Source organism: Streptomyces sp. NPDC059564, assembly GCF_042735575.1.
Classification (GTDB): Bacteria; Actinomycetota; Actinomycetes; order Streptomycetales; family Streptomycetaceae; genus Streptomyces.
The window spans coordinates 1-7,244 of record NZ_JBHWBP010000377.1 but is presented as its reverse complement, the minus strand read 5'-3'; the positions used below and the strand labels follow the sequence as shown (position 1 = coordinate 7,244).

Genomic DNA, 7,244 nt, shown 5'->3' with positions numbered 1-7,244 from the left:
CCGGACGTCGGGCGACCCCTTTTCCGTACCGGCTTTCCCGTACCGACTCCGCGGTACCGCCCCACCGACGAAGGGACCCCGATGAGGGACATCCGCACCCGGGCCGTGCACATCGCCGACGAGCCCGCCGCCCCCACGAGCCGGCCGCTGTCCGTGCCGCTGTCCGTGCCGCTCGTCCAGTCCTCCGCCTTCGCCTTCGACTCCGCCGACGAACTCGCGCGGGCCATGGCCGGACCGGACGGGGCGTACGTCTACGGCCGCCGCGGCAATCCGACCGTACGCGCCCTGGAGCGAACCCTCGCCGACCTGGAGGGCGGGGCCTCGGCCATCGCCTTCGCCTCCGGCATGGGCGCCATCAGCGGCGTCCTGCTCGCGCTGCTGCGCCCCGGCGACCGGGTGGTCGCGCAGCGCTGCCTGTACGGGGGGACGTACGCGGCACTGACCGACCTGGCGGAGCGCTTCGGCGTCGAGGTCGCGTACATCGGCGGTGACGACGTGGGGGAGTTCGAGGCGCTCGCCGGGCCGCGCACCCGGCTGCTCGTCCTGGAGACCATCGCCAACCCGACGGCCCAGGTCCCGGACCTGCCGGGGCTGCTGGCGGCGGCGCGGCGCCACGGGGTGGTCAGTGCGGTGGACAACTCCCTGGCCTCGCCCGTCCTGTGCCGCCCCGTCGAGCTGGGCGCCGACATCGTGCTCCACTCCACCACCAAGTACCTCGCCGGGCACTCCGACGTCATCGGCGGGGCGGCGGTGTTCGCCGACGACGCCCTGCGCCGGGAGGTGTGGCCGCGCACGGTCGAACTCGGCGCCAGTGCCGACCCGTTCGCCGCCTGGCTGACGCTGCGCGGGATCGCCACGCTGCCGCTGCGGATGCGCGAGCACTGCGCCAACGCCGCCCTGCTCGCCGAGCGGCTGGCCGGCCACCCCGCGGTCACGGCCGTGCACTGGCCGTGGCTGGGAACGCACCCCTCCCACGCCCTTGCCCGGGCGGTCCTCTCGGGCGGCGGCGGGCTGCTCTCCTTCGAGCTGGAGGGCGGCCGCGATGCCGGGAGGGCCTTCGTCGAGGGGGTCCGGGTGGCACGGCTCGCACTGTCCCTGGGCGGGGTGGAAACGCTGGTCACGCACCCTGCCAGCACCTCTCACCGGGAGCTGGGTGAAGGGGCGTTGGCGCGGGCGGGCATCGGTGCGGGCCTGGTGCGGATGTCGGTGGGCATCGAGGACCCCGAGGACCTGTGGCAGGACATGGAACAGGCACTGCGATAGAACAGACGCCGTGGTCTTCTTTTGGCTTGACAAAATAACCGACAGATTCGTAGATTGGTTCACGCCAGAGAAATACTCCGCCACGTCAAGGGGGGCGCGTGATGCGTTACTTCGAGGACTTCCGGACCGGTGACGTCCACGAGCTCGGCACCGTCACCGTCACCACCGAGGAGGTGCTGGAGTTCGGCAGGCGCTTCGACCCGCAGCCCTTCCACACCGACCCGGAGCTCGCCGCGCGGACCCCGTTCGGCGGCCTCATCGCCAGCGGCTGGCACAGCGCCTCGATGTTCATGCGGCGCTACGTCGACGGACTGCTCGCCTACAGCGCCTGTACCGGCTCCCCGGGCGTCGACGAGATCCGCTACCTGCGGCCCGTACGCCCCGGCGACGTCCTCACGGCGCGCGTCGAGATCCTCGGCTCCCGCCCGTCGCCGTTCAACCCGTCCACCGGGGTCGTCCAGCCCAAGTGCACGCTGGTCGACCGCGACGGGAACGTCGTCTTCAGCATGGTCCTGCACAGCATCTTCCAGCGGCGGCCCGCCGAGACCGACGCCGCGCACCCCGCGTCGACGTGCGCCGCACAGGACCCCGTCGTCCGCGTGCGCTCCCTGGCCTGAACCGCCGTCACGGGAATCCGGGCCCCGTGACACCCCGTCCCGTCCGCCGAAGTGAAGGGGGACCTCCCGTGGAGGCCGTATCCCGCACCGCCCAGTGGACCGCCGCAGCGCGGGCCCTGGAAACCGACCGCGAGGACCGGCTGTTCGCCGATCCGTACGCGCGCACCGTCGCCGACACCATCGGCTTCGAACTGCTCGACCGCTACGCCGGCGCCGGAACCGTACCGTTCCTCGCCATCCGCACCACCTACCTCGACCGGGCGATCGTCCGCGCCGTCGAAGAACACGGCATCCGCCAGGTCGTGTTCCTCGCCGCCGGCATGGACACCCGCTTCTTCCGGCTCCCGTGGCCCGACGGCGTCACCGTCTACGAACTCGACCGCCCCGCCCTCCTGGAGGTCAAGGCGGACATGCTCGCCGGGGAGCCGGCCCCCGCCGGACGCACCCGCGTCACCGTCCCCGTCGACCTCACCGAGGACTGGACCGGCCCGCTCCGCGCGGCCGGCTGGAACCCCGACGAGCCGGTGCTGTGGGTCGTCGAAGGACTGCTCTTCTTCCTCCCCGAGCAGGCCGTACGCCACCTCATCGGCACGCTCGCCGGACAGTCCGCGCCCGGCTCGGTCCTCCTAGGCGACGTCATCAGCAAGGCCGCCCTGGAGAACCCGCTGTCCCGCGCCTTCCTGAACTGCCTGGAAGAGGACGGGAACCCGTGGCTCTTCGGCACGGAGACCCCCGAGCAGCTCCTCGCCGAATGCGGCTGGGCCGTGCGCGAGGTCCGCCAGCCGGGTGAGGACGGCGCCGACTTCGGCCGCTGGCCCTACCCCGTCCCCGCGCGCACCGTCGCGCGCGTCCCGCGTTCCTTCCTGTTCACCTGTGACCTCCCGACCGCAGAGGTGAGAGCGGCATGACCGGCACCCACGACTTCCACCAGCGCGTCATCAGCGACGCAGGCGCCGCCGTACGCGGCCTGACCGTCGCCCTCGGCGAACGCCTCGGCCTGTACCGCGCGCTCGCCGAAGCCGGCCCGCTGACCCCCGCCGCCCTCGCCGAGCGCACCGGGACCAACCAGCGGTACGCCGAGGAGTGGCTGCACGCCCAGCTGAGCGCCGGGTACGTCGAACGCGACGCGGACACCGACGCGTACACGCTGCCCGCCGACCACGCCCCCGTCCTGGCCGACCCGAACGCGGTCACCTACGCCGCCGGGTTCTTCACCGCCCTCAAGGCGCTGTACGGCACCGAGGACCTCCTCGTCGACGCCTACCGCACCGGCGACGGCGTCGGCTGGGCCGAACACGACCCGGCCCTCGACACCGGCATGGGCAGCTTCTTCCAGCCCACCTACGAGCACCGCCTCGTCCCCGACTGGCTGCCCGCCCTCACCGGGATCACCGGCAAGCTCGCCGCCGGCGGCACCGTCGCCGACGTCGGCTGCGGCGTCGGCCACACCACCCTGCTCATCGCCAAGGCCTTCCCCGAGGCGACCGTCCACGGCTTCGACTACTCCGAAGAGGCCATCTCGCTGGCCCGCCAGCTGGCCGAGGAGGCCGGTCTCTGCGACCGCGTCGTCTTCGACGTCGCCTCCGCCGACGACTACCCCGGCTCCGGCTACGACCTGGTCACCTTCTTCAACGCCCTGCACGACATGGGCGACCCGGTCTCCGCCGCCCAGCACGTCCACAAGTCCCTGGACGCCGACGGGACCTGGATGCTCGTCGAGTCCAACGTGTCGCCCGCCGACATCGACACCCAGACGCCCGCCGCCCGCATGTTCATGGCCCTGTCCGCCGTGATGTGCCTGCCCGTGGCCGTCGCCCAGCGCGGCCCCCACGCACTCGGCAACCACTCCGGCGAGCAGGCCTTCCGCGCCATCGCCGAAGAGGCCGGCTTCACCCGCTGGCGCCGCGCCACCGAGACCCCCGTCAACGCCGTGTACGAAGTCCGGCCGTAGACCGCGGTCCGCGTCGCCCGTCCGTCCGCCGCGGCGCCCCCACCACCCCACCCGAGGAGACCCCATGGGCGTCAGCGCCCCCCTGCCGGTCAGCGACCGGTTCCTGGAAGTCCTGGACCGGCTGAGCTCCCGTTCCATCGAGGAGTACTACAACCCGTACCAGCAGTTCGACTGGCCCGAGAAGCTCGAAGAGGGCCGCATGTGGATGACCCCCGAGCTGCTCACGGTCTACGGCACCCCGTTCTACGAGGAGCTCGGCGAGGAGACCATCCAGCGCCTCTCCAAGTGGGAGAGCATCAACTTCTACAGCCTCAACGTGCACGGCATCCGCGAACTCCTCATCGAGGTCGTCGGCCGGATCCACATGCCCGGCTTCGAGGTGCCGTCCGACTTCTTCCACCACTTCATCGGTGAGGAGAACGAACACATGTGGTTCTTCGCCGAGTTCTGCCGCCGCTACGGCGACAAGATCTACGGATCCACCGCCCTGCGCGCCGACTCCGCCTGGGAGCCGGAGGTGGAGAACTTCCTGGTCTTCGCCCGCATCCTGTTCTTCGAGGAGCTCGTCGACCACTACAACACGCGGATGGCGCGCGACGAATCGCTGTGCCACACCATCCGCGAGGTCAACCGCATCCACCACCAGGACGAGTCCCGGCACATCGCCTTCGGCCGCGAACTGGTCTCCCTGCTCTTCTCCCGGATGCAGGAGGCGGTCCCGGCCAGCCGGCTCGCCGAGGTCGAGGCGTACCTCAAGCGGTACGTGGTCTACAGCGTCAACTCCCTCTACAACCCGCACGTCTACCGCGACGCCGGCATCGCCGACCCGCTGGGCCTGCGCAACGCGCTGGTCGCCGACGAACGCCGCCGCCCCTTCGAGCGCAAGACCATCCGCAAGCCCCTCGGCTTCTTCCTGAAGACCGGGATCTTCACGGACGACGTACTGCCCGTCGTCTGAGAGGGCCGACCGCCGTCCGAGAGGTGACCCCCCATGACCATCACGACCACCGCGAGCGCCGCGAGCGCCGCGCGTACCAACGAGACCACGGGCCTGCCGTCGCTCGGCCCCGAGGGCACCGCCCTGCTGCGGCTGCTCGACGACACGTTCGAAAGCTGGGGCGTGCGCGCCGGGGCCCGGCCGATGACCATGCCCCCGCTGCTGCCGGCCGCCGACCTGGCCCGCCTCGACTACTACGACAACTTTCCCCACCAGGCCGTCGTCGCGGCCCCGCTGAACCTGGACGTCCGGGACACCAGCGAGTTCTGTACCGACACCGGCTGCTTCCCCTGCGACGCGCTGGAGCCGGCCGCCCTCGGCCTGCCCTCCGCGTCCTGCTACGCCGTGTACATCGACCACCAGGGCCGCCCGGCCGCCGACGACGAACTCGTCACCGTGGTCGGCTGGTGCTTCCGCAAGGAGGCCCACTACGAGGGACTGCGCCGCCAACTCGGCTTCCGCATGCGGGAGATCGTCGCCATCGGCACCCGCGACCACGCCGAGGCGCACCTCGCCGCCTTCACCGCGCGGATCAACGCCTTCGCCGAGGCCCTGGACCTGCCGCTGCGCCGGGAGGCCGCCTGCGACCCCTTCTTCGACAAGGGCAGCTCCAAGGCGGTGCTCCAGCGCCTGACCCCGGTCAAGCACGAGTTCCTGTACGAGGACCTCGCCATCGCCTCCGTCAACACCCACCGCAACTTCTTCGGCGACCGCTGCGACATCCCGCTCGCCTCCGGCGGCGGCCCGGCCTTCACCAGCTGCGTCGCCTTCGGCCTGGAACGCTGGCTGTCCGCCCTCACCCGACGCCACGGCAGCTGGGAGGCGGCGACCGCCGCGGTACGCGTCGCGAACGCGGCGGGTCCGGCGGTCTGACGTGCCGACCCGACCCGTCGCCCCGCCGGCGGGCGGCCTGGGCTGGGCGAACCTCGGCATGGACATCGTGTCCGTCACCCGTGTCCGCCGGCTCCTCACCCTCTACGGCGAGGACTTCTTCCAGCGCATGCTCACCCCCGGCGAACTCGCCGACTGCCACACCTCCGCCAGGCTCGACGTCCTCGGCCTGTGCGGACGGATCGCCGCCAAGGAGGCGGCGTTCAAGACCCTCCGCGTCGGCGCCGTGTTCCTGCCCTGGCTCGACATCATCGTGCGCCGCTCCGAGGGCGGCTGGCCGCTCGTGGAACTCCGCGGGTCCGCCGCCGCGATGGCGGCCGAGTCCGGGATCGCCGCGATCACCGTGACCATCAGCCACGACGTGGACTACGCGGTGGCCGTCGCCGCCCCGGTCCTGGGGGACGCCGAACCGCCGGGACCCCCCGCACGGCCGCCCGCACACTCCGTGGCGGCCGACACCTCACCCACGCACCGCACTTCAAGGAGAGACACCATGTCCGAAGGTCTGCAGCTCGTGAAGAACTGGCTCCTCGCCCGCCACGAGGAGCTGGAGGACATCGCCCCCGACCTGGACCTCATCGAGACCCGGCTCATCGACTCGCTGTCCTTCGTCGAGTTCGTCTTCCTGCTGGAACAGCACAGCGGCCGGGCGATCCAGATGGAGACCCTGGAGGTCGACGAGATCCGCACCCTCGACGCCATCGAGACCCACTTCTTCTCGGCCCGGGCGGTGCAGGCATGAGCAAGCGCCTGTTCACCTCGGAGTCCGTGACCGAGGGCCACCCCGACAAGATCGCCGACCGGATCAGCGACACCGTCCTCGACGCGCTGCTGCGCGAGGACCCGGCCTCCCGCGTGGCGGTCGAGACGCTCATCACCACCGGCCAGGTCCACATCGCCGGCGAGGTCACCACGACCGCCTACGCGCCCATCGCCGAACTCGTCCGCGGTGCCATCCTCGACATCGGCTACGACTCCTCGAAGAAGGGCTTCGACGGCACCTCCTGTGGCGTGTCGGTGTCCATCGGCGCCCAGTCCCCGGACATCGCGCAGGGCGTCGACACCGCCTACGAGCAGCGCGTCGAGGGCGAGGGCGACGCCGACGACCTCGACCGGCAGGGCGCCGGCGACCAGGGCCTGATGTTCGGCTACGCCTGCGACGAGACCCCCGAACTGATGCCGCTGCCGATCCACCTGGCGCACCGGCTCTCCCGCCGCCTGACGCAGGTCCGCAAGGACGGCATCGTCCCCTACCTGCGCCCCGACGGCAAGACGCAGGTCACCATCGAGTACGACGGCGACCAGCCCGTCCGCCTCGACACCGTCGTCGTGTCCTCGCAGCACGCGTCCGACATCGACCTGGACTCGCTGCTCACCCCGGACATCCGCGAGTTCGTCGTCGAGCACGTCCTCGCGGAACTCGCCGCCGACGGCATCAAGCTGGTGACCGAGGGCTACCGGCTGCTGGTGAACCCGACCGGCCGCTTCGAGATCGGCGGCCCGATGGGCGACGCCGGCCTGACCG

8 protein-coding genes are annotated in these 7,244 nt (G+C 71.5%); all 8 read left to right on the top strand.

The genetic code is table 11. The features are described 5' to 3' along the window. Positions 1-81: 81 nt before the first annotated feature. Positions 82-1,263, top strand: coding sequence for a trans-sulfuration enzyme family protein (locus ACFV0Q_RS35700; RefSeq protein ID WP_385011297.1), 1,182 nt, complete (start codon positions 82-84; stop codon positions 1,261-1,263). 101 nt (positions 1,264-1,364) lie between these two features. Then, complete coding sequence (locus tag ACFV0Q_RS35695) at positions 1,365-1,880, top strand: MaoC family dehydratase (RefSeq protein ID WP_385011296.1); 516 nt, start codon at positions 1,365-1,367, stop codon at positions 1,878-1,880. A 68-nt stretch (positions 1,881-1,948) separates the two neighbouring features. Beyond that, positions 1,949-2,788 carry a class I SAM-dependent methyltransferase gene (locus tag ACFV0Q_RS35690; RefSeq protein WP_385011294.1) on the top strand — a complete coding sequence of 280 codons (840 nt, stop codon included), beginning with the start codon at positions 1,949-1,951 and terminating at the stop codon, positions 2,786-2,788. After that, the gene (locus tag ACFV0Q_RS35685; RefSeq protein ID WP_385011292.1) at positions 2,785-3,831 is read left to right on the top strand and encodes a class I SAM-dependent methyltransferase; all 1,047 of its coding nucleotides are present in this window, start codon (positions 2,785-2,787) and stop codon (positions 3,829-3,831) included. The genes ACFV0Q_RS35690 and ACFV0Q_RS35685 overlap by 4 nt, the downstream gene beginning before the upstream one ends. Positions 3,832-3,895: 64 nt before the next feature. After that, positions 3,896-4,789: a diiron oxygenase gene (locus ACFV0Q_RS35680; protein WP_385011290.1), complete on the top strand. Its 894-nt coding sequence runs from the start codon at positions 3,896-3,898 to the stop codon at positions 4,787-4,789. 33 nt (positions 4,790-4,822) lie between these two features. Then, positions 4,823-5,701, top strand: a complete 879-nt coding sequence (locus ACFV0Q_RS35675; protein WP_385011289.1) for a hypothetical protein — start codon at positions 4,823-4,825, stop codon at positions 5,699-5,701. Between the two features lies 1 nt (position 5,702). Continuing rightward, positions 5,703-6,461: a holo-ACP synthase gene (acpS, locus tag ACFV0Q_RS35670; RefSeq protein WP_385011287.1), complete on the top strand. Its 759-nt coding sequence runs from the start codon at positions 5,703-5,705 to the stop codon at positions 6,459-6,461. After that, positions 6,458-7,244 (top strand): methionine adenosyltransferase (gene metK / locus ACFV0Q_RS35665; protein ID WP_385011285.1); only part of this gene is annotated, 787 nt, incomplete at its 3' end. The genes acpS and metK, both read left to right, overlap by 4 nt.